The sequence below is a fragment of the Microvirga terrae genome, assembly GCF_013307435.2.
Lineage (GTDB): Bacteria > Pseudomonadota > Alphaproteobacteria > Rhizobiales > Beijerinckiaceae > Microvirga > Microvirga terrae.
On sequence record NZ_CP102845.1, the window covers coordinates 3796322 to 3821766 of the forward strand.

23 protein-coding genes are annotated in these 25445 nt (G+C 61.0%); 11 read left to right on the forward strand and 12 right to left on the reverse strand.

Going from position 1 to position 25445, the window contains the following annotated elements; genetic code table 11:
• Window positions 1-51: 51 nt before the first annotated feature.
• The 7 genes from rfbA to HPT29_RS17880 form a co-directional block, all read right to left on the reverse strand.
• On the reverse strand, window positions 52-924 hold the full coding sequence (gene rfbA / locus HPT29_RS17850; RefSeq protein ID WP_173948545.1) for a glucose-1-phosphate thymidylyltransferase RfbA: 873 nt from the start codon (window positions 922-924) through the stop codon (window positions 52-54).
• A 59-nt stretch (window positions 925-983) separates the two neighbouring features.
• Window positions 984-1541: a dTDP-4-dehydrorhamnose 3,5-epimerase gene (gene rfbC, locus HPT29_RS17855; protein ID WP_432807258.1), complete on the reverse strand. Its 558-nt coding sequence runs from the start codon at window positions 1539-1541 to the stop codon at window positions 984-986.
• A 78-nt stretch (window positions 1542-1619) separates the two neighbouring features.
• A complete protein-coding gene (gene rfbB, locus HPT29_RS17860; RefSeq protein WP_173948546.1) occupies window positions 1620-2681 on the reverse strand; it encodes a dTDP-glucose 4,6-dehydratase in 1062 nt (353 codons plus the stop codon).
• Window positions 2682-2875: 194 nt separating this feature from the next.
• Window positions 2876-4879 carry a glycosyltransferase domain-containing protein gene (locus HPT29_RS17865; protein ID WP_173948547.1) on the reverse strand — a complete coding sequence of 668 codons (2004 nt, stop codon included), beginning with the start codon at window positions 4877-4879 and terminating at the stop codon, window positions 2876-2878.
• Between the two features lie 129 nt (window positions 4880-5008).
• Entirely contained in the window at window positions 5009-5776 is a 768-nt protein-coding gene (locus HPT29_RS17870; protein ID WP_173948548.1) for an ABC transporter ATP-binding protein, read from the reverse strand.
• Window positions 5777-5785: 9 nt separating this feature from the next.
• Complete coding sequence (locus tag HPT29_RS17875; RefSeq protein ID WP_259060145.1) at window positions 5786-6586, reverse strand: ABC transporter permease; 801 nt, start codon at window positions 6584-6586, stop codon at window positions 5786-5788.
• A gap of 126 nt (window positions 6587-6712) precedes the next feature.
• A complete protein-coding gene (locus tag HPT29_RS17880) occupies window positions 6713-8020 on the reverse strand; it encodes a nucleotide sugar dehydrogenase (protein WP_173948550.1) in 1308 nt (435 codons plus the stop codon).
• Window positions 8021-8469: 449 nt separating this feature from the next.
• On the opposite strand from HPT29_RS17880, the gene HPT29_RS17885 reads away from it, so the two are divergent.
• Entirely contained in the window at window positions 8470-9363 is an 894-nt protein-coding gene (locus HPT29_RS17885; RefSeq protein WP_173948551.1) for a glycosyltransferase family 2 protein, read from the forward strand.
• Between the two features lie 9 nt (window positions 9364-9372).
• On the opposite strand, the gene HPT29_RS17890 is transcribed toward HPT29_RS17885, so the two are convergent.
• From HPT29_RS17890 to HPT29_RS17900, 3 genes are all read right to left on the reverse strand, one after another.
• The gene (locus HPT29_RS17890; protein WP_173948578.1) at window positions 9373-10812 is read right to left on the reverse strand and encodes a phosphomannomutase; all 1440 of its coding nucleotides are present in this window, start codon (window positions 10810-10812) and stop codon (window positions 9373-9375) included.
• A 223-nt stretch (window positions 10813-11035) separates the two neighbouring features.
• Entirely contained in the window at window positions 11036-12034 is a 999-nt protein-coding gene (locus HPT29_RS17895; RefSeq protein WP_173948552.1) for a Gfo/Idh/MocA family protein, read from the reverse strand.
• Between the two features lie 39 nt (window positions 12035-12073).
• A complete protein-coding gene (locus HPT29_RS17900) occupies window positions 12074-13120 on the reverse strand; it encodes a LacI family DNA-binding transcriptional regulator (RefSeq protein WP_173948553.1) in 1047 nt (348 codons plus the stop codon).
• Window positions 13121-13302: 182 nt separating this feature from the next.
• Here HPT29_RS17900 and HPT29_RS17905 point away from each other — a divergent pair, with 182 nt between their 5' ends.
• The 10 genes from HPT29_RS17905 to HPT29_RS17950 all read left to right on the forward strand — a co-directional run bounded on the left by HPT29_RS17905 (window position 13303) and on the right by HPT29_RS17950 (window position 23108).
• The gene (locus HPT29_RS17905; RefSeq protein ID WP_173948554.1) at window positions 13303-14544 is read left to right on the forward strand and encodes an ABC transporter substrate-binding protein; all 1242 of its coding nucleotides are present in this window, start codon (window positions 13303-13305) and stop codon (window positions 14542-14544) included.
• Between the two features lie 89 nt (window positions 14545-14633).
• On the forward strand, window positions 14634-15560 hold the full coding sequence (locus HPT29_RS17910) for a carbohydrate ABC transporter permease (RefSeq protein ID WP_432807304.1): 927 nt from the start codon (window positions 14634-14636) through the stop codon (window positions 15558-15560).
• The gene (locus HPT29_RS17915) at window positions 15557-16441 is read left to right on the forward strand and encodes a carbohydrate ABC transporter permease (RefSeq protein ID WP_173948556.1); all 885 of its coding nucleotides are present in this window, start codon (window positions 15557-15559) and stop codon (window positions 16439-16441) included. The genes HPT29_RS17910 and HPT29_RS17915 overlap by 4 nt, the downstream gene beginning before the upstream one ends.
• A gap of 3 nt (window positions 16442-16444) precedes the next feature.
• Window positions 16445-17524 carry an ABC transporter ATP-binding protein gene (locus tag HPT29_RS17920; RefSeq protein WP_173948557.1) on the forward strand — a complete coding sequence of 360 codons (1080 nt, stop codon included), beginning with the start codon at window positions 16445-16447 and terminating at the stop codon, window positions 17522-17524.
• A gap of 70 nt (window positions 17525-17594) precedes the next feature.
• Window positions 17595-18362, forward strand: coding sequence for a sugar phosphate isomerase/epimerase family protein (locus tag HPT29_RS17925; protein ID WP_173948558.1), 768 nt, complete (start codon window positions 17595-17597; stop codon window positions 18360-18362).
• Window positions 18363-18367: 5 nt separating this feature from the next.
• Complete coding sequence (locus HPT29_RS17930; RefSeq protein WP_173948559.1) at window positions 18368-19543, forward strand: Gfo/Idh/MocA family protein; 1176 nt, start codon at window positions 18368-18370, stop codon at window positions 19541-19543.
• A 30-nt stretch (window positions 19544-19573) separates the two neighbouring features.
• Window positions 19574-20218, forward strand: a complete 645-nt coding sequence (locus HPT29_RS17935) for a ThuA domain-containing protein (protein WP_173948560.1) — start codon at window positions 19574-19576, stop codon at window positions 20216-20218.
• A 101-nt stretch (window positions 20219-20319) separates the two neighbouring features.
• Complete coding sequence (locus HPT29_RS17940; protein ID WP_173948561.1) at window positions 20320-21309, forward strand: ketopantoate reductase family protein; 990 nt, start codon at window positions 20320-20322, stop codon at window positions 21307-21309.
• Between the two features lie 165 nt (window positions 21310-21474).
• On the forward strand, window positions 21475-22494 hold the full coding sequence (locus HPT29_RS17945) for an aldo/keto reductase (protein ID WP_173948562.1): 1020 nt from the start codon (window positions 21475-21477) through the stop codon (window positions 22492-22494).
• Between the two features lie 176 nt (window positions 22495-22670).
• Complete coding sequence (locus HPT29_RS17950) at window positions 22671-23108, forward strand: DoxX family protein (protein ID WP_173948563.1); 438 nt, start codon at window positions 22671-22673, stop codon at window positions 23106-23108.
• 93 nt (window positions 23109-23201) lie between these two features.
• Here the strand turns inward: HPT29_RS17950 and HPT29_RS17955 are convergent, their stop codons facing one another.
• Window positions 23202-24089, reverse strand: a complete 888-nt coding sequence (locus tag HPT29_RS17955) for a LysR substrate-binding domain-containing protein (protein WP_173948564.1) — start codon at window positions 24087-24089, stop codon at window positions 23202-23204.
• A 327-nt stretch (window positions 24090-24416) separates the two neighbouring features.
• Entirely contained in the window at window positions 24417-25388 is a 972-nt protein-coding gene (locus HPT29_RS17960) for a crotonase/enoyl-CoA hydratase family protein (RefSeq protein ID WP_173948565.1), read from the reverse strand.
• Between the last annotated feature and the right edge of the window lie 57 nt (window positions 25389-25445).

The following is a 25445-nucleotide window of genomic DNA, read 5'->3' on the forward strand; positions in this document are numbered from 1 at the left end:
CCAGCAGCGGGAACGTGACATAAGGCATCGCCTCGGTCCTGCAGTCCTTCGTCAGACTGCTCCGTCGGCGATACGTAACAGATATTGTCCATAGGTGCTTTTAGAGAGCCTCGTCCCGAGCGCCACGAGCTGTTCCCGTTGGATCCAGCCGGCCGTGAAGGCAATTTCCTCAGGGCAGGCAATCCGGAAACCTTGGCGCTTCTCCAAAGCGCGAACGAACTCGGCGGCCTCGACGAGACTGTCCGGTGTTCCGGTATCGAGCCAGGCGTAGCCGCGGCCCATCAGTTCGACTTGAAGCTGGCCCATTTCCAGATAGACGCGGTTCACATCCGTGATCTCGAGTTCCCCGCGTGCAGACGGCTTCAGATTTGCCGCGATGTCGACGACCTGACCATCGTAGAAGTACAGGCCCGTCACTGCCCAATTAGAGCGGGGAGCGTTCGGCTTCTCCTCGATGGAGATTGCCTTGCCGCTTCGGTCGAATTCGACGACTCCGTAACGCTCCGGATCGGTCACGTGATAGGCGAAGACAGAGGCGCCGGATGTACGGCCGGCCGCAGAACGTAATAGATCCGTCAGTCCGTGCCCGTAATAGACGTTGTCGCCTAGGATCAACACCGATGGCCCGCCCGCGACGAACTCCGCCGCGATGATGTAAGCTTGGGCAAGTCCCTCCGGCTTGGGCTGTTCCGCATAGGATAGGCGTATGCCCCATTGCTCACCGCTCCCGAGCAACTGACGAAAGCGCGGAAGATCATCCGGTGTCGAGATGATCAGGATGTCGCGAATACCCGCCAGCATCAGGGTTGTCAGCGGATAATAGATCATTGGCTTGTCGTAGATCGGCAGCAGCTGCTTCGACGTGACATATGTCATGGGATGCAGTCGTGTTCCACTGCCCCCTGCCAGAATGATGCCCTTCATCGTTCGTCTCCTTGGCTATCAGGGATCTCTCGTAAGAGCCCTCACGCCCAACCGTTGTTCTATGCAAAGTAGGCCGGCAAGTCGGCGAGCAGCGGCTGCCCCCTGTCTTTGTCCGACAGAACTGCGTCAGCCGGCGCGACAGGCCAATCGATACCAAGTGATGGATCGTTCCAGCGCATCCCGTGATCATGTGCTGAGGAGTAGTAGGCTGAGACCTTGTACACGATCTCCGTATCTGGCTCGAGCGTGCAGAAGCCGTGAGCGAACCCTATTGGCACGAAAAGCTGCAACCCATTCTCTGCAGACAATTCCACGGCAATATGCTTGCCGAAAGTCGGCGATGACCGCCGAATGTCCACTACGACATCGAGGATTCGGCCGCGCACGACCCGAACAAGCTTGGCTTGCGCGAATGGCACGCTCTGGAAGTGAAGCCCCCTCACGGTGCCAGCCGAGGCCGATAGCGAGTGATTATCCTGCACGAACTCCACATCAATACCGGCATCGGTAAAGCGCTGCCGATTGTACGTTTCGGAAAAGAAACCGCGCCGATCACCAATGCGCTGCGGGCTCACCACTCGGACGTCCGGCAGCACCGTCGGCTCCACTTTCAGCACTCCATCACTCCTCAACCTATGTTGAACTCACGAGCACCAGGCTCAAGCAGCTGCGCGCTCGGAACCGAGACCCTGAGCTCAGACTGCGATTCCGAGCCGTTCGCCTTGATAGACACCGGACCGGACCCGCTCCCACCAATCCTGATTGCCGAGGTACCAGGAAACCGTCTTCCGGAGGCCTGTCTCAAATGTCTCGGTAGGACGCCACCCCAGTTCACGTTCGATCTTGCTGGCGTCGATCGCATACCGGAGATCGTGGCCGGGCCGGTCGGTCACGTAGGAAATCAGCTTTTCCCGCGGCCCGATCGCATTACTTGGCGCCATCTCATCGACGAGTTCACAGATGGAGCGAACGACATCAATGTTCGCGCGCTCATTCCAGCCACCAATGTTGTAGTTCTCACCCACCCTCCCCCTCTCGGCCACGAGGATCAGAGCCTCTGCGTGGTCCTCCACATAAAGCCAGTCGCGCACATTCTCACCCTTGCCATAGACTGGCAGAGGCTTTCCCTCGAGCGCGTTCAGGATCATGAGAGGGATGAGCTTCTCGGGAAAATGGTACGGACCGTAATTATTGGAGCAGTTGGTAACCAAGGTCGGAAGGCCATAGGTATGGTGCCAGGCGCGCACGAAATGGTCCGATGCAGCCTTGGAGGCCGAGTAAGGCGAGTTGGGCTGGTACGGGTAGTCCTCGTGGAAAAAGCCTTCCTCGCCGAGGGAACCAAAGACTTCATCGGTCGAAATGTGATGGAAGCGGAACGCGTCGCGGCGTGTGGTGTCCAGCTTACTCCAATAAGTCAGAGCCGCCTGGAGTAGCGTGAAGGTGCCGACCACGTTTGTCTGCACGAACTCGCCCGGGCCGTCGATCGAACGGTCGACGTGGCTTTCGGCTGCAAGATGCATGATCACATCCGGCGCATACTCGTCGATCACGGCCTGCATATGCCGGGCGTCGGCGATATCGGCGCGGACGAAACGGTAACGATCACTGCCGGAAACCGACTTGAGGGAATCGAGGTTGCCCGCGTAGGTCAGTTTATCAACGACTAGAACCTGATGCTGCGTGTCCAAAATCAGCTTGCGGACGACAGCCGAACCGATGAATCCGGCGCCTCCTGTGATCAAGTATCTCTTTGCCATGACCCCTGCTCTTCTTCGTCCCTAGGTCCATAGCATGCTCTTCGTCCAGCATGCACAACCTGCTTTCTGTATCTCCGGCAGGGTACTAGCGTATAACGGCAATATCGTCCACGGCTTCTAGCCTTGCTTCGATCCACAAGGGCAATAAGACATATCTCATGCATTCTTTCAACTTATAGTTGAATATGGCGCGTTCATTTCCGGCCCTGGTGCACCTGGAAGTAGCGTTTAGCCTCTTTACGGATCCGAGCTAGCAGTGGGTGCTCCTCCACTTGCCGATAGGCTGTTAGGATCCTGTCGGCGCCATAGAGTTCCCGCAGTCGCTTCCAAGCCTCGGCCATGTGCACCACCCGCTTTTCCTCGTCGATGCTTCTCGACTTACGGTGGTAGACAAAAGTGTTGGTCGCAACAGCGAGGTCAAACCCCGCCTCGAGTGCCCGGAAGCAATAGTCATTCTCCTCACCGTAGAAGAGCTTGAAGTTCTCGTCGTCGAAGAGCCCAATGCTCTCGATGACCTCCTTCTTGATGCCGAAGCAGAAGCCATGGACCAGTGGTACGCGGGGCACGAGATCCGCGTCGCTCCACCCCTCGCAGGCGATATCGACATCGGACGGAGCCACACCGGGCGGCAGCAGATTGATGGCGGTGTTCTTGCCCTTGGCCTTGATCTCAGGAATGGATTGCGCTCCTGCGGCATTAGACAGGGGGCCTACAATGCCGATCCTCGGACTCTGGCTGGCCGCATCAAGAAGCTTCAGGGACCAATCTGGACTGACAATAGTGTCGCTGTTTAGGAGAATCCGAAAGGCGGATTTTCCGGCGCAGAGACCGCGGTTGGCTGAGCGCGTATAGCCCAGGTTCTGGTCATTCTCGACGAGGCTGACCTGATTCCTGCCCGTCGCAAATTCTCGCAGGTAAGAGCTTGTCGCCTCGTCGGACCGATCATTGACGATGATAATTCTGTGGCTGGGCAGCAGGCACGCCCAGGCTGCTTCCAGACATAGGCGGACATCTTCCAATGCATTATGAACGCATATGACAACATCGACAGGAATATCAGCCAAAGGCTTCAGCCGCTCGTTCTTCACAGCGGCGAAGGGGCTTTTGCCCAACGGATCAGCTAGGATACCCAACTTCAGGAGTACTTCCGGGATTATCAAAGCCCGTGCGAAGCTATGGCGGAAATACACAAAATCATCGTGGTCTCTCACCGACGATCCCTGTGGCAGCAGAGAAACAATGTCGAGTTCAGGGCAGCGGTAATTCACCCATGCCAGGCCGAGCTGATCCCGCCGGCTGTAGATCTCGATCTGCCGCCACCAAAGATGCAGGGCATCGGCCGTATCCTGCTTCCTCAGGGGAACGATCATAAAGCCAGTTTCGAACAGTGGCTGCTTGAGTGGCAATCCGGCGTTTCTGTATTCCTTGACCTGCCTGTCAATGAGCTTCGCGGAATCCTTGCTCAGTCGCTTGCAGGCTTCAGCCTCATCGTAAAAGCATGCTCGGTGCGGGTGAGCTATGAGGCCAAGGTCGGCGTCCTTGCCTGCAACCAATCCAATGTAGTGATGAATGTCGCCCTTCAGTATAATGTTGGCGTCCAGCCAGATGGCGACTTCGTGGTCTGGAAACAGCTCATGCGGGTGGGTCTTGACCCAGCGGGCAATCCTAGTCGGATCTGAATGGTAATACGGCACGGCGCGCATCTGCCAGACGCCATAATCATTCCGCGGACGATCGGTAAAACACACGTAGTCGACATCGGGATCAATGCGGTCCGGGAGGAGCAGGTTATCATATTCACCGAAGATGGCCGTGTAGAGAACGATCCGACGCTTGTCGGGCGTGGAGTTTCGATAGGCGGAGATCTGCTCGACCAAATCGTCTCCGATCTCCCAGCGATGATCGAACAATGCCTTCGCGGCCTGCTTCGGCAATCTGACAGCTAGGGCATCCTTCGTTCGGTCGAGGGTCCGCTGAATCATGGCAGCCACGCCTGGAATGTTGCGGGCCAAGGCGCGCAATGGGCTTGTAATCTTCCATGATAGGGATCCACGAAGTCCCCTGATCTCGGCTTGCAAGCTACGGATGTTCGCCTGGAGCTCAGCTATCTCCTCTCTTTGCTGCTGCAGCCGCTCACGCAAGGCTGCAGCATCTGCACCGGGGTCGTGGGATTGGGAGCGCGGAGTATCCTGGGCCATCAGTCCAAGACTTTGCAGCTCAACGGCTGACAAGCAGTCTGAATCAAGATCGGGGCCGCGGAGACGAATGACCCGCTCGCGTCGCAATCTTGACCCATGCCTGTTCGCCTTTGTACCAGCATCGCGAGATCATCCGTCCTTGGCGTCGACGCCAGCCGATGCGGCGTAGGTTTCAATCACCTCATCGATAGGTCCGAATGCTTTGACGCGGCCGTGCTCCAACAAGAGGCCCTTATTGCACAGGTCCCGCAGGACCTTGTTGGAATGGGAAGCTAAAACGAGAAGTTTGGAGTCTCGTGCAAAGCTCTCCAACTTCTCATTGGCCTTCTTGAAGAAGCGGGCATCGCCGGTCGCCACGACCTCGTCCAGAAGCAGGATATCGGTCTCGACATGGGTCGAGATCGCAAAAGCCAAGCGGGCGCGCATGCCTGAAGAATAGGTGCGCATCGGCAGATCAAGGAAGTCTCCGAGTTCGCTGAACTCCGCGATGGTATCGGCCTTCTTCTTCAGCTCGGCTTTGGTCATTCCAAGAAAGAGGCCACGAATGAAGATGTTGTCGAAACCGGTCGAGTCCATGTCCAGACCGAAACCGAGGTTCAGCAACGGCGCCACGCGCCCTTGGATGGTCACACGTCCATGGGTCGGGGCATAAAGCTTAGCCATCACACGCAGAAGCGTGCTCTTGCCCGCACCATTGTGTCCAAGCAGAGCCAAGCGGTCCCCCGGGCCGAGCGTCAGCGACAGCTGGTCGAGAGCACGCACGACCATCTGACCGGCCTGCCCTGAGGACAGTTGCCCGCCGATGGGTTTCTCACCGGACGACGCACGCTTCCTATCAGACTTCCAGGCCTGAACCGGGTAATCCAGCGTCACATTTTCGAGCTTAATCAGCGCCATCGTCAGACCTCAAACCCAGAATGCGATCCGACGACGCCAATGGGCATAGATTGGGACCGTAACGCCCCAACCGACTAGGGTGATCGCTAAAGTAACAGTCCAGATCATCGAATGCGGCACCTGCCCCAGAAGCGGTGCGCGCACGAGCTCGATGAAATAATAGAACGGATTGAAGTTCACAAATATTGTGCGAAATCCGGTCACGCTGTCAGGATACCAGAGGATCGGCGTCACGAAGAAAGCAAGACGCATAGCATTCGGGACCAGTTGCCCCAGATCTCTGTAGCGGACATTGATTAAGCCCAGCAGAAGAGAAACCCAGATCCCATTCAGCACCACGAGCGCCAGTGCAGGCACTACCAAGACGACATTTGGAAACGGTGAGATCTGGAACAGGATGAGCACCGCAACATACACGATGGCGTTAAAGCCTAAGATTATGAGATTCTTCCAAAGGAGTTTGTAGACATAAACCGTCGCAGGGACGGCAATTTCCCTGATCGCCGCTGCATTGCTTACGAAGGCATCCTTTCCCTCGATCACGAGCGCCTGCAGCAAGGTCCAGATCATGTAACCGGCGACGAGGTGCGGGATGTACTCGGCCATGGGCCGAACCATGATCCCGCCGTACAGGCCACCGATACAGGCTGCTACGAAAGCAAGACTGAGCGTATTCCAGAACGGTCCGATCTCTGAGCGGCGGGTGCGCGTCTTCACCTCGCGCCAGCCAAGCGTCATCCACAGCTCACGCCAGCGCCAGCCGTCGCGAACCTCGCGTAGCACCTCCAAGGCCTTCTCATCCGCTCTCAAATTCGCTTCCTTGATCTCAATCCTGGCGTTTGTGCTGTCGATCCAAGGCGAGCCGATCCAATTTCGGACCCTCCCCGCCAGTTCTTTCGCAGGCTGACGCCCGTACTCCCAGTCAGCTTCGCAGCTTTACGCCTTCACCACGTTGCGACGAGCACCCAGATACCGCCCACGAGTATCCACGATCAGCTTGGCGTTCTTCTCAATGGTCTCGTAGTCGAACTTGTCGTGGTCCGTGGCCAATAGCACTAGGTCGTAGCTCGCCAACGTGTCGGGTGTCAGCTCGACGCTTTTCAGATCGAAAGAATAGCGCCGCATCTTCGGGAACGTCGGGACATGCGGATCGCTGTAGGCGACCTCCGCACCCTTCGCCTGAAGCAGCGTCATCAGCTCGACTGAGGGCGACTCCCGCATGTCATCGACGTTTTTCTTGTAGGCGATGCCGAGGACGAGAATCTTGCTGCCGCGGATCGGCTTCCCGCGCTCGTTCAACGCATCGGAGATCTTCTCGACCACCCATTCGGGCATGGTGCTGTTGATCTCGCCGGCAAGCTCGATGAAGCGTGTGTGCAGCCCGTACTCGCGCGCCTTCCAGGTCAGATAGAAGGGGTCGATCGGGATGCAGTGGCCGCCAAGACCGGGTCCCGGATAGTACGGGACGAAGCCGAACGGCTTGGTTGCAGCCGCGCGGATCACCTCGTGGATGTCGATCCCCATGCGATCCGCAATGATCTTCATCTCGTTGACGAGGCCGATATTGACCGCGCGATGAATGTTTTCAAGAAGCTTCGTCAGTTCGGCCGCCTGAGTCGAACTGACTGGAACGACTGTGTTGATCACCTGACCATAGAGCGCCATGCCGACCTCAAGGCAGGACGGGGTGGAGCCGCCGCAGACCTTGGGGATCGTATGCGTGCTGAACTTGGCATTGCCGGGGTCCTCGCGCTCCGGCGAGAATACAAGGAACGCGTCCTCACCTACCGTAAATCCGGCCTTTTCAAGCCGCGGGCGAAGCTCCTCTTCCGTGGTGCCAGGATAGGTCGTGCTCTCCAGGGACATGACTTGGCCAGCCCTCAGATGCGGGACGAGAGCATCGACGGTGTTCAGAACGAAGCTGAGATCCGGCTCGCGGTACTTGTTGAGAGGTGTCGGAACGCACAGGATCAGCGCATCCACCTCGCGGGCCCGGGACAGGTCAGAGGTCGGCTCGAAACCGTTCCTGATGGCCTTGGCGATACCCTCAGAGCCGATATGCTCAATATAGGTCCGTCCCTGCTTCAGGACCTCGACCTTGCTCTGGTCGATGTCGAAGCCGACAACCCTGTAGCCAACCTCGGCATACCGGAGAGACAACGGCAGACCGACATAGCCCAATCCCACGATACCGATCACAGCGGTTTTATCGTTCAGCTTTTTCAGCAGCGTATCTTTGTGCATCGAAAATCTCGGCTACAGGCTCGTGGGACAGCGCGCCCCTTCTATAAGGGCATTGATCCGGACCGCATACCTCATGAAAGCGCCATAGTGCCGCGCCTTTCGCAAGGGAAGAACCTCCCGGCCGGCAAGCCTGACCGGAGTTCCTTCGAACGCCGCTATACCTCTTCGGCTCTGCTCCAGCAACCCTGGCCCCCGTCTACCTCAACGCTCGAAGGTTGGAGCCAGGCCGGTTGATGCCGGCCGGCGTGCAAAAAGGGCTAAAATATTGAAGCACTTGACTTTTCGGCGAGGTCGGGACTCGATTGTCCCGCGGGAGTGCGCAGGCGGGGCCGGAGAACTCGGGCAGTCTTCAAGGGAGCCCTGCGATAGGTCGATGACCTGCGTCCCTCCCGGCGCTTGCCCGTCTTTGAACATCGCTTTACTACGCTCGCCTCATTCAGGGGGCTTCCATGCGCATCTTGGCCGTCGCGGTCACATATAATCCGGAGATTGCGCTTCTGGCCCAGGTCCTCGGGTCGGCCTCATCGCAGGTCCAAGGCCTTGTGGTCGTCGACAATGGATCGGCCAATGTCGAAGACATCCGGCGAACGGCCACCCAGGCTGGAGGCCAAACTATTGAAAATCTTGAGAATATCGGGATCGCCGCAGCACAGAACCAGGGCGTTGCCCGAGCCTTGGCCAACGGTTTTACCCACGTCCTGCTGCTGGACCAAGATACTGTTTTCAAGCCTGGAACGGTGATGAACATGGCGCACGACCTATCGTCGCTCGACCGGGACGAAGGGAGAACAGCCGCCATTGGCCCAGCCTATTTTGAACTCAACAGCCAGCGACAGACGCGAGCCTATCGCGCCGATGGGGTGCGCTTGTCCCGGCTCTCTCTTGCGAACGAGACGCGTCCAGTTGCCAGCGACTTCATCATTGCTTCGGGCTCTCTGATCCCTTTGTCAGTTCTGAAGGCGGTGGGAGGATTCAAGGAAAATCTCTTCATCGATCTCGTCGACGTCGAGTGGTGCTTTCGCGCCCGGGCGGCCGGGTACAGGAGCTATCTCTCTCCCATGGCGAACGTGGAACATCAGCTCGGGAGCGGAACCGTGCAGGTCGGGACGCGCGAGGTTGCCGTCCACGTGCCCATCCGGAACTACTACTGGGTGAGAAACGCTCTCTGGCTCGCTCGCCAGCCCTACACCCCCCTCGCCTGGAAGCTCTACTTCGTCAGCCGAAGCTTGGCGTTCCTCGCGACATACCCGGCTCTCGCCGACCAGCGCGCGGCCAGGCTGAAACTGATCCTCAAGGGTATTCGCGATAGTGTTGCCGGCCGCCTCGGCCCTATCAATGGCTGATGCCGGGGTTTACCCGACCCGCCGCCCGGCCTCAGCCAATCCCCATTCCAACAGCTGTTCGGCTCGATCTGCTGCCGCTGCCTCCACATAGACGCGCAGTTCCGGCGCATTGCCGGACGGACGGAAGTGCACGACCTCGCCGGTCTTGGCCATGATCCGCAAGCCGTCGCGGGAATTGACCTCGGCTACCCCTCCCAGAGGCGCCATCAGTTCGGACCGGAACGCTTCATCCATTTGCAACCGAGAAACGAAGGCCGCGCTTTTCTGTGTCGCGACATTCTGTAGCCGGTTGCTGGCTGCAGCCTTGAAGGCGAAGGCGGCGCCGATGTCGGCAAGAGGCTGGCCTTGCGTGACGATCTCGCTGAGAACGCAGAGAATCGGCAGCATCGCGTCCCGGGTCGGGAGGGCCGCAAGCCGGCGCCTGCCCCGCTCGATGTTGGACCCGAGCAGCACGCCGCCATTGGCCTCGAACCCGACGACCGCCTGCGCCCCCGCGGCCAAGGCCTCAGCCATGCCATCGATGACGTAAGGTGATCCGACGCGGGTGCGGAGAACCGCCCTGAAGGCACCAGACGCCTCCAGGGCGGAGTTGGAGGTCACGGGCGTCACGATTGCATCCGCTCCCAGAGACAAGGCGGTGATCGCCCCCACGAGGTCGCCCCGCAGGAATGTTCCGCCTGCATCCGAAATCAGCGGACGGTCCGCATCACCGTCGGTCGAGATAATCGCATCGAGAGCCTGCTCGCCCGCCCATTGCCGCGCCAGTGTCTCGTCCTCACCCCGAAGCGCCTCGGTATCGACCGGGATGAAGCTGGTGGCTCGCCCCAGCGGCACGGCCCGGGCTCCTAGGGACTCCAGCATCTCGACGATGACATCCCGGGCTACCGATGAATGCTGGTAGACCCCGACGGTGAGGCCCTTCAATGCCCCGTCCCCGAAGAAGTCGCGATAACGAGCCTTGTAGGCAGCGACGAGATCGACGTCCGGTGTCCCGGCGCGGATCGTTCGGGCGGTCTCCGGCACGGCTGTGATCGCCAGCTTGGCATGCCAAGCTAGAATGCTCTCCTCGTCCTTCTTGTCGATTTCACCCTGAGCCCGGTAGAATTTCAGGCCATTCCGATCCTCCGGGATATGGCTTCCGGTCACCATGATCGCCGGAATGCCGAAGCGCATCCCATGATAAGCCAGCGCCGGAGTGGGAAGAGCGCCGCAATCGAGCGGCACGAGGCCTGATTCGTGCAGAGCTGCGCAGCAGAGCTGGGCAATGCTCGGGCTGCTCTCGCGCAGATCCCGCCCGACCAGCACGACATTGCGGGACGTAGCCGCCGAGCCGTCCTCCTTGAGCATCTCGGCGAATGCGCGGGTATAGGCGAAAGCCGGAACGCCGTTCAGTTCGACCACCAGCCCCCTCAGCCCACTCGTGCCGAACTTCAAGGATGACGGGACGATTGCTGGATTCATGTCCATCCGGGGCTGCCTGTCTCTAGGTTGGGGGGCTCAAGGCCGCTTGCGATCAAAAGCGGCGTTCCTCGATATTTGAATGTGAGAATAATTTCGAGCTCGCCCTTGCAAGTCAACGCACCCGGTCGGCTCGGACGGGTCACCCGGATGGATGACGGAGTTATACGGAGTACCGCAAAGGCATCGCGACCCTAAGCCTTGAGTCCTGGTGCTAAACGTTTTCCCATGCGGCGGACACTTCCGATTTCCGCAACGCATCCAGGATGCGCATGTTCAGGATGGCGTCCTCCAAGCCGTAGTCGAGTGGCGCCGCGCCTCTGATCGCCCGGCTAAAGGCCTCCCCTTGAAGTTGGTACTGATCCACCGCGGGAAAATCGAGGGCTCGCGCGGAGCGATCGCCATGCTGGCTGCCGTCATCGACGAAGATCCGTGTGGGGCTGTCGGGCGGTGCGTTGAAGGGAACCTCGATCTCGATTCGTCCCTTCGTTCCGAGAATCTGGACTCTCTGATAGGGCACCGCCTGGGTCGAGACCGTGAAGGCCAGCTGCCGCCCTCCTCCGAAGTCCATAAGGGCACTGGTGGTCCGGTCGACGCCGAAGCCCGGATCACGATCCACAAGCGCCACCACCCGCTGGGGCTCGGTCTCGAAGGCATACCTCCCGGCCACGACCGCATAGCAGCCGATATCGAGCAGCCCTCCCCCGCCGATATCGGGATTGTTGCGGATGTTGCCCGGGTCGACGTTGAAATATGAAAAGATGACGTGGATCGCGCGCAGATCTCCGATCTCGCCGCTGCGAATCACGTTGCGGGCCCGATGCCATTGTGGATGATGGCGGACCATGAAGGCCTCTGCGAGCATGACCTGCGACGCAGCGCGCTTGAGCTGCTCCGCCTCGTTGGCCGTGATGGCGATCGGCTTCTCGCAGAGGACATGCTTGCCAGCGGCGGCGGCCGCCAAGGTCATCGGCACATGCAGATGATTGGGCAGCGGATTGTAGACTGCTTCGATCTCGGGATCGGCAAGGAGCGCCTCATAGGAGCCGTAGGCCTTCGCGATCCCGAGCTCCGCAGCCATCTCCCGCGCGGACGCCTCGTCTCGTGACGCAACGGCAATGACCTCGCAGAGTGGGCTCTTCATCATACCGGGGACGACCTTCACCCGACCGATCTTCGCGGTGCTCAGAATTCCCCAACGGACAGGCTGCATGGCGTTCTCCTCGGTTCTCTCTCGTGGGCGGCTTCGACCTTACATCGCCGATCGGCGCAGCGACTTGTAATCCTTATGCAGAACAGGTCCCGTGGTGTCCCGCTCCAGGAGCGTCAGCGGCAATCGAACATTCCAATCCCCGGCCTTCATCTCGCCTCTGATCAGCTTCATGAGAACATCGGCGCCCACGCGCCCCAATTCATGCAGGGGCTGCCGGAAGGTTGTGAGCGTAGGCTCGGTATAATCCGCAAACTCGATGCCGTCGAAGCCGATGACGGAGACATCCTGCGGGACCCGGACGCGTTCGGCTCTGACCCGTTTGATGAAACCGATGGCACTCTCGTCACAGGCCGCGAAAATCCCGGTGGGGCGGTCCTTCATGGCCAGGAAGGCTTCGGCTGCGGATACGCCTGTGGCAAAGACGAAAGGCCCCTCCCAGCGGACGAAGTCATCCTGCCGGAAGCCGCTCGCGGCGATACCCTCGCGGAACCCCCGGAACCGTTCATGTTCGATGATCGAACTCGGCGTTCCGGAGATATAGCCGAAACGGCGATGCCCGAGCCCGGCCAGATATTCGACAGCCCTGTGGGAGGCTTCGCGGTCCTGAACGACCACGTTCGGAATCGCCTCGTCCTCGATGGCAGCGCACACGGCGACGATGGGCAGCCCGGATTCCCGCATGTCACGGGTTCCGTTTTCCGGAATGTACCCGGTCAGCAGAAGGACGCCATCCACCTGCCGGGACAAAACGAGGTCTACATAGCGGGCCTCCCGCTCCCTGCGGTTGTCGAGGTTGCCGATGATGATTCCATAGCCTGAGTGCGTCAGTTCGTCGTCGACCCCGCGGAGGATCTCGGCAAAAACCGGATTAGTAAGACGCGGGGCGATCACCAGCACGTTCATGGTGCGGCGCGTGCGCAGCTTCTGCGCCGTGCTGTTGGGAATGTAGCCGCTGCGGCGCACCGCCTCCATCACGACGTCGTGCGTCTTCTGCCGCACCTTGCCTGGTTCCGACAGAACGCGGCTGACGGTCGCCGTCGAGACGCCCGCAAGACGAGCTACATCGGCGATGCGTATCTCCTTCACAGAACGCCATCTTCTCCGACTCATTGAGGTTTCCCCCACCCCTTCAGCAAGACATGTTACCTTCTCTCATAGGATATAACTTCCCTCAACTAGTGTCTTGACTAATCTAAAAAGCCACTACAACCTATACCTCAAGATGTAATCGATTACAAAGATCGATAAGACGCTTCTGGGAGGAAGCCATGAGCATGAAGACACGCGTTTCTGCGTATACCCTTTCTATTGCCCTGATCTGGAGCAGCGGTGCGTTCGCGCAGCAGATGAAAGCAGAGGTTCTGCACTGGTGGACCTCGGCCGGGGAATCCGCATCGGTCAAGGTCTTCGCCGATCAGTTCACGAAGGGCGGAGGCACCTGGGTCGACAATGCCATTGCCGGCGGCGCCAATGCCCGTACGGCCGGCATCAACCGCATGGTGGGCGGCAATCCCCCGACCATGATGCAGTTCAACACTGGTAAGCAATTCGACGAGCTGGTGAGCAATGACTTGGTCCGTGACGTCGACCAGCAGGCACAGGCAGGCAAGTGGCGGCAGATCATGCCCAAGCCGATCGTCGATGCGACTGTGCGCGAAGGTAAGTTCTTCGCCGTCCCGGTCAATATTCATGGCCAGAACTGGATGTTCTACAACACGAAGATCTTCGTCGATGCCGGTCTCGAGCCTCCCAAGACCTTCCCTGAACTGGTCGAGAGTGGTGAGAAGCTGAAGGCCAAGGGCATTATTCCGCTGGCGCTCGGCGGTCAGCCGACCTGGGAGCACAACCTGTTCCGGGCCGTCGTCGTCGGCCATGGCGGAGCGGATATGTTCCGCCAACTCTACGGCACCCGCAAACCGGATGTGGTGAAGACCCCCAAGTTTAAGGAAACGGTGGAACTCTTCGGAAAAATGCGCGGTCTCGTCGATCCGGGCAGCCCGGGCCGCAACTGGAACGACGCGACGGCTCTTGTCATCACCAACAAGGCGGCGATGCACTTCAACGGCGACTGGGCCAAGGGTGAATTCATCGCGGCAGGCCAGACGGCAGGCAAGGAGTACGGCTGCACGGTTGTCGGGCAGGAACCCAAGCTGGTCATCGGCGGGGACGTATTCGTCTTCCCGGCGACCAAGGACAAGGCGGCGCTGGCCACCCAGGACAAGTTGATCCAAGTCCTGCTCGACCCCGCCACGCAGATCGAGTTCAACAAGAAGAAGGGCTCCATCCCGGTCCGGATGGATGTCGACGTGTCATCCATGGATATCTGCGCTCAGAAATCCCATTCCATCCTGAGCGATCCCGCCAACCAGGTGGAAAGCATGGAAATCCTGAGCCCGCCGAATTTCTCGGGCGCCATGCAGGATGCGGTCACGCAGTACTGGAACAACCCGAACATGTCGGCTGACGCTTTCATCGAGAAAATCGTCAACGCCATGCGCGATGCCACCTAAATCACCCCACCTCGTCCCGGCCACGCCGGGGCGAGGTCTCCATCACTGAGTCTTGATGCACTCGCAATGGAGCCTGCCTGGTGGAAACGATATCGATCCGCGCACCCAGCACCTCTTCGAGCGGCACGAAAGCGCGACGCAGCGCACGCACACGCCTGCCCGCAGCCGTTGCCCTCCTGCCGACGGCGCTCGTCGTCCTCGTCGTCTATATCGGCTGCATGCTCTGGACTGTGCGGCTCTCCTTCACGAGTTCGACCCTCCTGCCCAAGCTCGACTGGTTTGGCCTGACGCAGTACACCCGCCTTTTCGCCAATGACCGGTTCGTCACCTCGGCCGAGAACATCGTCATCTTCGGCGCCCTGTTCATCTCGGGCTGCCTGATCATCGGCTTCCTCATGGCCGTGTTCATCGATCAGAACGTGCGCGGCGAGGGTCTCTTCCGGACTGTATTCCTTTATCCCTATTCCATGTCCTTCGTGGTCACCGGCGTCGCATGGCAGTGGTTCCTCAATCCGGGACTTGGTCTGCAGAAGCTGGTCCGCGACATGGGCTTCGAGAGCTTCACGTTCGACTGGCTCGTCAATCAGAGGATGGCGATTTACACCATTGTGATCGCAGGCCTCTGGCACGGCTCCGGCCTCACCATGGCGATCATGCTCGCGGGCTTGCGCGGCGTGGACAAGGATCTGTGGAAGGCCGCAAAGGTGGACGGTATTCCGACCTGGCGCGTCTACACCTCCGTTGTTCTGCCGCTGCTGCGCCCCATGGTTGTCACTGCTACCGTGCTGCTTGCGACCGGTGTGGTGAAGCTCTACGACCTCGTTGTGGCCATGACCCTCGGCGGTCCCGGAATCGCCACCGAAGTGCCGGCCAAGTTCGTGATGGATCATCTGTTCGAGCGCAACAACATCGGCCTCGGAACGGCTGCCGCGACCATCATGCTGATCACCGTGGTGATCGTCCTGGCTCCCTGGGTCTACACCCGCTACGTTCGTCCGCAAGGGAGGCATACATGAGCACCGCTGTGCCACAGGGCCGCCGTCCTCGCCACCTCACCATTGGGCGCATCGGCGTCTACGTCTTCCTGGTCACGGCCGCCCTGTTCTTCCTGCTGCCGCTCTGGATCATGGTGGTGACGTCGCTCAAGCCCATGGACGAGATTCGGCTCGGCAACATCCTCGCCCTGCCCGCCGCCATGACCATGGATGCCTGGACCAAGGCCTGGTCTTCCGCCTGCACCGGCCTGGAATGCAACGGCATCAGTGTGGGGTTCTGGAACTCCGTGCGCATTCTAATCCCGTCGGTGATCCTCTCGATCATCGCTGGTGCCATCAACGGCTATGCGCTGTCGTTCTGGCGCGTCAAGGGTGCGAACGTCATGTTCGGCATCCTGCTGCTCGGGGCCTTCATCCCCTACCAGGTTTTTCTCTACCCCCTGGTGCGCATCTTCTCGATGACCGGGATCTACAATTCGCTCACCTGCATCGTTCTGGTTCACGTGATCTTCGGTCTGCCGACCATGACCCTGCTGTTCCGCAACTATTATGCCGGTTTGCCAATCGAGTTGTTCAAGGCGGCGCGCATCGACGGTGGCGGGTTTTGGTCGATCTTCTTCCGGGTGATTCTGCCGATGTCCACGCCTATCCTGGTCGTCGCGACCATCCTGCAGGTCACCGGCATCTGGAACGACTTCATCTTCGGTCTGACCTTCGCAGGGCGCGAGAACCTGCCGATGACCGTGCAGCTCAACAACATCGTCAACTCGACCCAGGGCGAGCGTGCTTACAACGTGGACATGGCGGCGACCATGCTCGCAGCCCTCGTTCCCCTCGTCGTCTATTTCGTCTCTGGCCGCTGGTTCGTCCGTGGCATCGCCGCCGGCGCTGTGAAGGGATAAGGCATGTCGACCGTTTCCGTTCGTGATGTGACCGTCGCATTCGAGTCTGTTCAGGTCTTCGACGGGCTGTCCCTCGATATCGACGAGGGTGAATTCATCGTCCTGCTCGGGCCGTCGGGGTGCGGCAAGTCCACCCTGCTCAACGCCATCGCGGGCCTGCTCGACGTGGCTGACGGTCAGATCTGGATCAACGGCAAGAACGTGACCTGGGAGGAGCCCAAGGACCGCGGCATCGCCATGGTGTTCCAGTCCTATGCCCTCTATCCCCGGATGAGCGTGCGCGAGAACATGTCCTTCGGCCTCAAGATGGCGAAGACGCCACGCGCAGAGATCGAGAAGCGGGTCACCAAGGCGGCCGAACTCCTTCAGATCACACCCCTCCTCGACCGGCGCCCGGACCAGCTCTCCGGAGGCCAGCGCCAGCGCGTCGCCATCGGCCGAGCGCTTGTCCGCGACGCCGCCGTCTTCCTGTTCGACGAGCCGCTTTCCAACCTCGACGCCAAGCTGAGGAACGAGCTGCGCGTCGAGATCAAGCGGCTGCATGCACGGCTCGGCAAGACCACGATGGTCTACGTCACCCACGACCAGATCGAGGCCATGACACTCGCCGACCGTATCGTGGTCATGCGGGAGCAGAAGATCCAGCAGATCGGAACGCCGGACGAGATCTATCACCGGCCCGCCAACCTGTTCGTGGCAGGCTTCGTCGGTTCACCGCAGATGAACTTCATCAAGGGCCGGCTCGAAAACACCGGAGAGGGACTGAGCTTCCTGGCGGGTGACCGCCGCCTGTCCCTGTCGGCCTACCCGTTCGCGACCGCCCCGTCGCCGGGTCAGGAGGTCGTGCTCGGCGTGCGACCCGAACATCTCGAGATCGCGAGCAAAGGCATCTGGCAGGGCTTCAAGGTCGATATCGTCGAGCCCATGGGCGCGGACACCATCATCTGGTGCAGCGATCCGATCGGCTCGGTCCAGGTGCGCACCACGGGCAGCCGCCGGGCCGCGCCGGGCGAGAGCCTCACGCTGCATATCGATCCCACGCAGGTCTCTCTCTTCTCGGCAGAGACCGGCGAGCGCCTGTGAACACATCCACATCGCGATCAGCCTCACCGCATGGCGGGTCGCGCCTGTCGTCACGAACCTTGAGGAATCCATGAGCGTCACGGACAATCTTTCCATTCAACTCTACACCCTGCGATCACTGGAGGATCTCGACCTGATCCTCGACACGGTGGCCGAGGCTGGCTATCGCCATGTGGAAGCGGTGGGCTCACACTTGGACAAAGCCGCCGAGGTCCGAGCCAAGCTCGATGCGCGGAGTCTCAAGGCCTCGTCCAGTCATGTGAGCATGGCGGCCCTGCGCGAAAAACCCGATGCCATCGTCGAGGCGTGCCGGACGCTTGGCCTCACGGACCTCTACATGCCGGCCGTTCCGCCGGACGAGCGCGACATGGCCGCCGATGGCTGGCGCTCGCTCGGCCGCGAGCTCGGGCAGATCGCCGAACGCTTTCAGGACGATGGGATTCGTCTCGGCTACCACAATCATCACTGGGAGCTGAAGCCGAAGGATGGGGCCAAGACGGCTCTCGAACTGATCTTCGAGGCCGCCGGATCGAGCCCCCTCACCTGGCAGGTCGACGTGGCCTGGCTCGTGCGCGGCAATGCCGATCCGAAACAGTGGATCGACCGGTACCGCAGTCGGATCACGGCAGCCCACGTGAAGGATATCGCCCCCGCCGGTCAGAATGAAGACCAGGATGGCTGGGCCGATGTGGGCTCGGGCACCTTGGACTGGCGCGACCTCTGGCGCGTGTGCCGTGCGGCAGGCGCGAAATGGATGGTCGTCGAGCACGACAAGCCCGCGGACCCGGGGCAGACCGCCCGCAACAGCTTTGCCTTCCTGCGCACGATCGAGGATTAAGGACCATGGACTCCCTCAACGTCGGCATCATCGGATGCGGCAACATTTCAGGCATCTATCTCCAGAACATTCCTGCCTATCGCGGCCTCACTCTGCGGGCCTGCGCGGACATGAAGCCCGAGGTGGCCCAAGCACAGGCAAGCCGGCACGGCATCGAGGCCCTGACGGTGGACGAGCTGCTCGCCCGTGACGACATCGACCTGGTGGTCAACCTCACCGTCCCGGCGGCTCATTTCGGCGTCTCGCTCGCGGCACTCAGCGCCGGCAAGCACGTCTTCTCGGAAAAGCCCCTTGCGGTCGATTTCGAGCAGGGTCGCCGGCTCGTGGACGAAGCGGAAGCGCGCGGCCTTCATCTCGGCTGCGCCCCTGACACCTTCCTCGGCGCGGGCGGGCGCCTCGCCCGCAACCTCGTCGATGAGGGAAAGATCGGACGCATCCTGTCGGGAACGGCATTCCTGATGTCTCACGGCATGGAGCACTGGCATCCGGATCCGGATTTCTTCTTCAAGCCCGGCGGCGGACCGATCCTCGACATGGCGCCCTACTATTTGAGCGCTCTCGTCAACCTGATCGGGCCCGTCCAGCGCGTTCTCGCCATGTCGAGCATCGGGTTTCCCGAGCGCACCGTCACCTCCGAGTCCCCGCGCAAGGGTCACCGGATTCCGGTCGAGACGCCGACCCATGTAATGTCGCTTCTCGAATTCGCATCCGGCGCGCAGGTGACCTTCTGCATGAGCTGGGACGTGTGGAAGCACAGCCATCCGGCGATCGAGATCTACGGCTCTGAGGGCTCGCTCCGCGTCCCGGATCCGAACTTCTTCGGCGGCCATGTGGAGATCACCGAACGCGGCGGCGACTGGCGCGCGGTCGATTCGAGCGAGATGCCGCTGGGCTCTCCCAACTGGCGCTCACCCAACTGGGCTCCCGAGGTTCCGAACAAGGCCAATTACCGTGCGCTCGGCCTCGCCGACCTCGCGAGCTCCGTTCTGAACGGTAGCCCACACCGCTCCAGCGGCCGCCTTGGTCTGCACGTCCTCGAGGTCATGCACAGCATCCTTGAAGGAGCAGCAACCGGGCAGCCCCGGGCGATCACCACGACCCTCGAGCGACCAGCGGTTCTGGAGGATGCCGACGCGGCGCTCCTCTGGAAGGGGCAGCCTCAGACGGCCTCTGCAGCCTAAGATCGATCACAGCGGAAGAAAGAAGGAACGATGCGCGAAGCACTCATCGTGTGGGGCGGCTGGCACGGCCATGAGCCGGAGCAATGCGCCACCATCGTGGCCGGCCTGCTGCGGGACGAGGGTTTTCAGGTTCACCTGGAGACCTCGACCCGTGCCTTTGCCTGCCCTCAGCTCTCCACGATGAGTCTCATCGTTCCGATTTACACCATGTCGAAGATCGAAAAGGACGAGGTGGCCAATCTCTCCAAGGCAGTCCGCGAAGGCACAGGCCTCGCGGGCTTTCAGGGCGGCATGGGGGACGCCTTCCGCGAGGCGGTCGAGTACCAGTTCATGTGCGGCGGCCAATGGGTGGCCCATCCCGGCAACATCATCGACTATCGCGTGAACATCACCCGGCCGGATGATCCGGTCATGCAGGGCATCCAGGATTTCGACTACCATTCCGAGCAGTACTACATGCATGTGGACCCATCGAACGAGGTTCTCGCCACGACCACCTTCTCGGGTGAGCACGCTCCTTGGATCGAAGGAGTCGTCATGCCGGTGGTCTGGAAGCGCCGTCATGGCCAGGGCCGGGTCTTCTACAGCTCCCTCGGGCATGTGGCGAAGGAGTTCGACGTGCCCGAAATGCGCACCATCCTGAGACGCGGCATGGTCTGGGCTTCGCGGGACTGATACGAACGGCCTGTTCCAAATGCTGGAAGATGCAGGATATCGCGCGTAAGGGTAGCCGCGGAGGCACCTCCTTATCGGCCAGCTTTCATGCGAGGACAATCATGCGGATCATCATCTATGGCGTCGGCGCGATCGGCGGGACCGTCGCGGCGGCCCTGGCTCTCTCGGGACAGGAGGTGATCGGGATCGCTCGCGGCGCCCAGCTCCTGGCCATCCAGAAGGACGGGTTGGTTCTGCGTACCCCGGAAAAGACCGAGCGGGCCCAATTTTCGTGCGTGTCGGACCCGACCGAAATCGACCTCCGCCCGGACGATGCCATTCTGCTGACGATGAAGACACAGGATACGCTCCCCGCCCTGGAACGTCTTCGCGCCACGGGCGCCGCTGGCCAGGCCGTCTTCTGCGTTCAGAACGGCGTCGCCAATGAACGCTTCGCCCTTCGCCTTTTTCCGGAGGTCCATGGGATGACGGTGATGATGCCCGCCGCCATCTCGGGCCCGGGTGAAATCGCCGCTTTCTCCATGCCCCGTCATGGCATCTTCGATATCGGGCGCTACCCGGGCGGCAGCAACGCGCATGACACGGCCCTCGCCGAAGCCCTGGAAGCCGCCAACATCGCGACCTTCGTGTCGCAGGACGTGATGCAAAGCAAGTACGGGAAGCTGCTGCTCAACCTGAGCAACATCCTGCAGGCCGCGTTCGGCCTCGACGCCGATTACACGCATTTGGAAGCGCTGTTGCGCGCCGAGGCGGAGGCGGCCTTCAAGGCAGCCGGCATCCCTTGGCTGGACGTTGGAGGGGCCGACCCACGGCGAACTCAGCTGATGCAGCAGCGGCCCATCGCAGAAGTCGGCCGCCTCGGCAGCTCGACGGTGCAGAGTCTCGCGCGCGGCACCGGGTCGGTCGAGACCGACTATCTCAATGGCGAGATCGTGCTGCTCGGACGCCTTCACGGTGTCGCAACGCCTGCAAACACGTACTTCACGGAACTCGGTACCCGCATGGTGCGGGACGGACTCAAGCCGGGAGCGATCTCCATGTCCGAGGTCGAGGCGCAGCTCTCCGTTCTCAGTGCCATGCCTGGACGGTGATCCGCTCGGTCACCTGAAGGCGACAGCGGCCGGCAACGGATACGATCGCCGGTTCACGCGTCCCGCCGGCGCGACATTCCTGCCAAGGAGCGGCCATCCGATCCTCGTTCGGCGAAATGTCCGCCGGTCACCCTGTTTCGAGGCGCGATTATGAAGGAGCTTTGCATGGATTACCGCAATTTGGGCCGATCCGGCCTCAAGGTCTCGCCAATCTGCCTCGGCACGATGATGTTCGGAGGGCCGACCGACGAAGCCCTTTCCGCGCGCATCATCGCGAAAGCGTACGAGGCGGGCGTGAACTTCATCGATACGGCCGACGTCTACAACGAAGGTCGCTCCGAAGAGGTCACGGGACGGGCGATCAACGCGGCCCGCTCCCATTGGGTGCTCGCCACGAAAGTCGCGAACCCGACAGGCCAAGGTCCCAACGACCGCGGCCTCTCGCGCCGCCGCATCATGGCGGCCGCCGAGGCAAGCCTGCGGCGCCTGGGCACGGACTGGATTGATATCTACTACCTCCACCGGGAGGATCATGCGACCCCGCTCGCGGAGACGGTCCGCGCCATGGGCGATCTCGTGCGCCAGGGCAAGATCCGCCATTTCGGCGTGTCGAACCACCGCGCTTGGCGCGTGGCCGAGATCTGCCGCCTCTGCGACGACCTCGGCATTGATCGCCCGGTTGTGAGTCAGCCCTACTACAACGCCATGAACCGGATGCCGGAGGTCGAGCATCTCCCAGCCTGCGGCTATTATGGCCTCGGCGTCGTGCCCTATTCTCCGCTCGCGCGCGGCGTGCTGACGGGCAAGTACAGCCCCGATGCTCCACCACCGGAGACCAGCCGCGCCGGTCGCCAGGACAACCGGATGATGCAAACCGAGTGGCGTCCGGAATCGCTTCAGATCGCTCAGGACCTCAAGCGCCATGCCGAAGCCCGCGGCATCACAGCCGGCCAGTTTGCCGTGGGGTGGGTCCTGAACAATCGCTTCATCACCGCGGTGATCGCAGGTCCGCGCACGGAAGAGCAGTGGGACGATTACCTGAAAGCGCTCGACTACCGCTTCACGGCCGAGGACGAAGCGCTCGTTGATGGCCTCGTCGCCGAAGGTCATCCCTCGACGCCCGGATATAACGACCCCGCCTATCCGATCGAGGGTCGCCAAGCCCGGACACGCCCGCAAAGCTAAAGCATGGTTTGATCGGGTTCATGCACTGCGCTGAGGCCCAAATCCCGTCTCCAGGAACAGATCAGGCTTGTCATTGCACAATCGCAATAACAAGCCTGCGATTTGCGTCATTGATTTGCAATATAGAAAGGATCACGTTCCTGGCAACGGACCGTTCGGGTCCCGGAGACAAACCAATGATCGACACCCGCCTTGCTCCCTATGGTGCTTTCGCCCTTCGTGCGGCTCTTGGCATCATGTTCATCGCCCACGCCTATCTGAAGATCGCCGTGTTCACGGTTCCAGGCTTTGCCGGATTCCTCACGCAGGTCGGCTTTCCGGCCTTCCTGGCGTGGCCCATCATCCTGGCCGAACTGATCGGCGGCGTTGCGATCCTGCTGGGCTTGTACGGTCGGGCTGTGTCGGTCGCTCTCCTGCCGGTTCTTTTGGGCGCGCTTCTCGTCCATGCTCCTAATGGCTGGGTGTTCAACGCAACCAATGGCGGCTGGGAATATCCGGCTTTTCTGGCTCTGGCGGCCGTTGCCCATGCGCTGATCGGCGACGGTGCGTTTGCAATCAGGCCGTTGGCACTCGGCCTGGGTTCAGGCGCCGTCCTTCGACCCCGGATCGGGTAAGACAGCACGAGCGGTCGCGTGTTTCCCGCGCGACCGCTCATCGGCTCGAGGAATGAGCGCAGCTCGGCGGAAGGCCGCAGCCAAACGAGCCCGTCAGGTGTCCATTCGGGCCAGTTCGGCCTTCAGCCAGTCGTAGAACGCCGACACGGCACGGCTCTGAGGCAGGGTCTGAGACGTGACGAACCAATAGGCGATCCCTGTCGAATAGCGATCCGGAAACGGAGCCGACAGGCGGCCGAAAGCGATGGCATCTCCAGCCAGCGTTTCCCAAGCCAGGAACACCCCCTGCCCCGCGACGGCCGCATCGAGACAGAGCGATGCATCCGAGAAGACCGGTCCGCCGCCCAGGATCGACTCGTCGAGGCCATTCGGCCCAAGCCACGCACCCCAGCCGAACATAGGCGTCGGTTCACGGATGATGGGGACGGCAGCAAGATCTGCAGGCTGGCGCAGGCGCTCGGCGAGCGGCGGGCTGCAGACGGGGAAGATCACCTGATCGATCAGCTTCTCGGCTTTCACATGGGGCCAGTTTCCCCAGCCGACCCGGATGCACACGTCCACGTCGGAGGTGTCCGGATCGACGAGCGCCACATTGGCGTCGATGCGGATGCGGATGTCCGGGAAAATCTCGTGAAAGCGCTGCAGACGCCACACCAGCCACTTGCTCGCGAAGACCGGCGCAACCGACACGGTCAGAACATCGTCGCGACGGCGTTCGGCGAGGGCCAGCCCGGCCGAGATTTCCGCAAATCCGGCGCTCAGGTACTTCAGTATATCCTGGCCGAACGACGTCGGCTTCAAGCCCTTCGGCAGGCGCTCGAACAGGGGGCGTCCGAACTGTTCCTCGGCCTTGAGGATCTGCTGGCTGACTGCCCCAACGGTCACGCCGAGTTCGTCAGCTGCCGCCCGCAAGGTTCCCCACCGGCCTGCGGCCTCGACGGCCCGTAGCCCGTTGAGATGGAAGCGGCTCAGGTTCCTCATATAGCTTTTCTATAGTCTCCTACAGATAAAATCCATACCGTCAGGCACGCGAAAGAACCATCATGCAGAGATGTTAAACCTCTTCAGCCTTGCCAAGCGATTGCTCAGCCCCTGGCCGGGCCTTCAGGGTCCGGACGATTGCAGCGATGATCCCCTGTCCCATCCAGCCCTGCAGCGCATGAGTCTTGAGCAATTAGCCGATCTGCCGTTCGACCGAGCCCCTCCGTCAGCGGAAGGTGTCTCTCATCCTTCGCCCGATCCCGTCGCGTCACCGTGCAGGTCACCTCTCGGTGTATGACGGCGAGTGGAAGGATCCGGCAGATCCTCTCACGTCTCCTTATCGAAACGGCGCGCCTGAGCTTCCACGAGGCGGGTCATCTTGCGCAAATCCTGCTCTCCCAAATCCATGGCGGCGTCGAGCCAGATATCGACGATGTCGCTCAATTCCTCGTATGTCAGTGGGTTGATGCGCCGTTTGGACCGGTACATGGCCTTATGGGCATTATGCTTGCGCCTGTTGCGGGCGATATAGTCCCTGACGGCGTTCTCGCCCTGGCCGTCATCCGCCAGGATGTCGACGACCCCGAGACGGTGGAGCTCCTCGGCCGTATAGACCGTTCCGCTCATGATGAGCTTCTCGGCCGCCGCGGTGCCGATCTTGCGAGAGAGGAAGCTGTAGGCTCCCATCCCCGGGAACAGGTTGAACAGGACTTCCGGCAACCCCAGCTTGGCGCTCTTCTCCGCGACGAGAACGTCGAAGGAGAGGGCGCATTCGAACCCGCCGCCGAGCGCATCGCCCTGGACAAGGGCGATCGTGATCACAGGCGTATGAAACGCCATCGCATTTCCATAGACCACATCGATGCAGGCGTAAGCATATTTCCGCAAGCTCTCACGATCCCGCCGGCGAATGCAATCCGCGAAATAGGCGAGATTCCCGCCGAAGTTGTACACGCCCGGTGTCTGGGATGCCGCAACGAAGTATTCGAGGTGCTGATGCTGCTCGCGGTTGCCCTCCTCCATGATCGCGCGGACGGATTCCTGCACGCACATCATGTCCTGGAGCAATTCCATCGTGATCATCGGGTGCCGGCTCGGGCGCATGGCGGCCCAATAGATCCGGCTCTCAAAGTCGATATTAACGTCGATGTGAGGCAGGAGTAGGTTTGTGGCGCTGCCCGCCGGCGGCGCAGAATTCGGCTTCTGAGACGGGACTGCAGGAGGCGAACCGACTTCGTAATCGACAGTTTGGGCCTCGTCGCGGACATGGCCAGCGACTTTGACCGAGGGGGCCGGCATCAATACTCTCCATCATAGAGAATTTCGGACAGACAGCGAGCTTCATCTCGCCGTCGT

Bases quoted from the DNA above. Each gene is read 5' to 3' on its own strand.
- rfbA (WP_173948545.1), bottom strand. From the start codon at position 924: ATGAAGGGCATCATTCTGGCAGGGGGCAGTGGAACACGACTGCATCCC.
- rfbB (WP_173948546.1), bottom strand. From the start codon at position 2,681: ATGGCAAAGAGATACTTGATCACAGGAGGCGCCGGATTCATCGGTTCG.
- HPT29_RS17865 (WP_173948547.1), bottom strand. From the start codon at position 4,879: ATGGCCCAGGATACTCCGCGCTCCCAATCCCACGACCCCGGTGCAGAT.
- HPT29_RS17870 (WP_173948548.1), bottom strand. From the start codon at position 5,776: ATGGCGCTGATTAAGCTCGAAAATGTGACGCTGGATTACCCGGTTCAG.
- HPT29_RS17880 (WP_173948550.1), bottom strand. From the start codon at position 8,020: ATGCACAAAGATACGCTGCTGAAAAAGCTGAACGATAAAACCGCTGTG.
- HPT29_RS17885 (WP_173948551.1), top strand. From the start codon at position 8,470: ATGCGCATCTTGGCCGTCGCGGTCACATATAATCCGGAGATTGCGCTT.
- HPT29_RS17895 (WP_173948552.1), bottom strand. From the start codon at position 12,034: ATGCAGCCTGTCCGTTGGGGAATTCTGAGCACCGCGAAGATCGGTCGG.
- HPT29_RS17905 (WP_173948554.1), top strand. From the start codon at position 13,303: ATGAGCATGAAGACACGCGTTTCTGCGTATACCCTTTCTATTGCCCTG.
- HPT29_RS17915 (WP_173948556.1), top strand. From the start codon at position 15,557: ATGAGCACCGCTGTGCCACAGGGCCGCCGTCCTCGCCACCTCACCATT.
- HPT29_RS17920 (WP_173948557.1), top strand. From the start codon at position 16,445: ATGTCGACCGTTTCCGTTCGTGATGTGACCGTCGCATTCGAGTCTGTT.
- HPT29_RS17925 (WP_173948558.1), top strand. From the start codon at position 17,595: ATGAGCGTCACGGACAATCTTTCCATTCAACTCTACACCCTGCGATCA.
- HPT29_RS17930 (WP_173948559.1), top strand. From the start codon at position 18,368: ATGGACTCCCTCAACGTCGGCATCATCGGATGCGGCAACATTTCAGGC.
- HPT29_RS17935 (WP_173948560.1), top strand. From the start codon at position 19,574: ATGCGCGAAGCACTCATCGTGTGGGGCGGCTGGCACGGCCATGAGCCG.
- HPT29_RS17940 (WP_173948561.1), top strand. From the start codon at position 20,320: ATGCGGATCATCATCTATGGCGTCGGCGCGATCGGCGGGACCGTCGCG.
- HPT29_RS17945 (WP_173948562.1), top strand. From the start codon at position 21,475: ATGGATTACCGCAATTTGGGCCGATCCGGCCTCAAGGTCTCGCCAATC.
- HPT29_RS17950 (WP_173948563.1), top strand. From the start codon at position 22,671: ATGATCGACACCCGCCTTGCTCCCTATGGTGCTTTCGCCCTTCGTGCG.
- HPT29_RS17955 (WP_173948564.1), bottom strand. From the start codon at position 24,089: ATGAGGAACCTGAGCCGCTTCCATCTCAACGGGCTACGGGCCGTCGAG.
- HPT29_RS17960 (WP_173948565.1), bottom strand. From the start codon at position 25,388: ATGCCGGCCCCCTCGGTCAAAGTCGCTGGCCATGTCCGCGACGAGGCC.